Below are 276 nucleotides of genomic sequence, written 5' to 3'. Positions count from 1 at the left end.
AGAGTTCGCATTGCCTATGTTCGGCGCGGCGCTAGATGCCTCCTGGGACGACTGGACCGATTGCCTTACCCTACATGGCGTCACGGAATTGGAACGAAAAACCTGGATTTTGAGGGCTCATCCTGGGTCTTTCTCTGCATTGCGAAAGATGCAACGAAACGCCGCTACAAAGAATTTCGCATAATTACTTCGCAAATTGCGCAACTCACTGTTTTAAAAAGATATTTTCTGATGCAATTTTTGCAACCAAAATTTGTTCTCACTTTTACTTCGGAT

1 protein-coding gene is annotated in these 276 nt (G+C 44.9%); it reads left to right on the top strand.

Translation table 11 applies throughout. The features are described from left to right. Positions 1-60: 60 nt before the first annotated feature. Positions 61-276, top strand: a 216-nt coding sequence (locus RV1423_RS30790) for a hypothetical protein (RefSeq protein ID WP_231502543.1), incomplete at its 3' end; no start/stop codon positions are given.

The sequence above is a fragment of the Herbaspirillum sp. RV1423 genome (assembly GCF_000577615.1).
GTDB lineage: Bacteria > Pseudomonadota > Gammaproteobacteria > Burkholderiales > Burkholderiaceae_D > Herbaspirillum.
The sequence above is the reverse complement of the archived record's forward strand: the minus strand, read 5'-3'. Positions and strand labels throughout refer to the sequence as shown.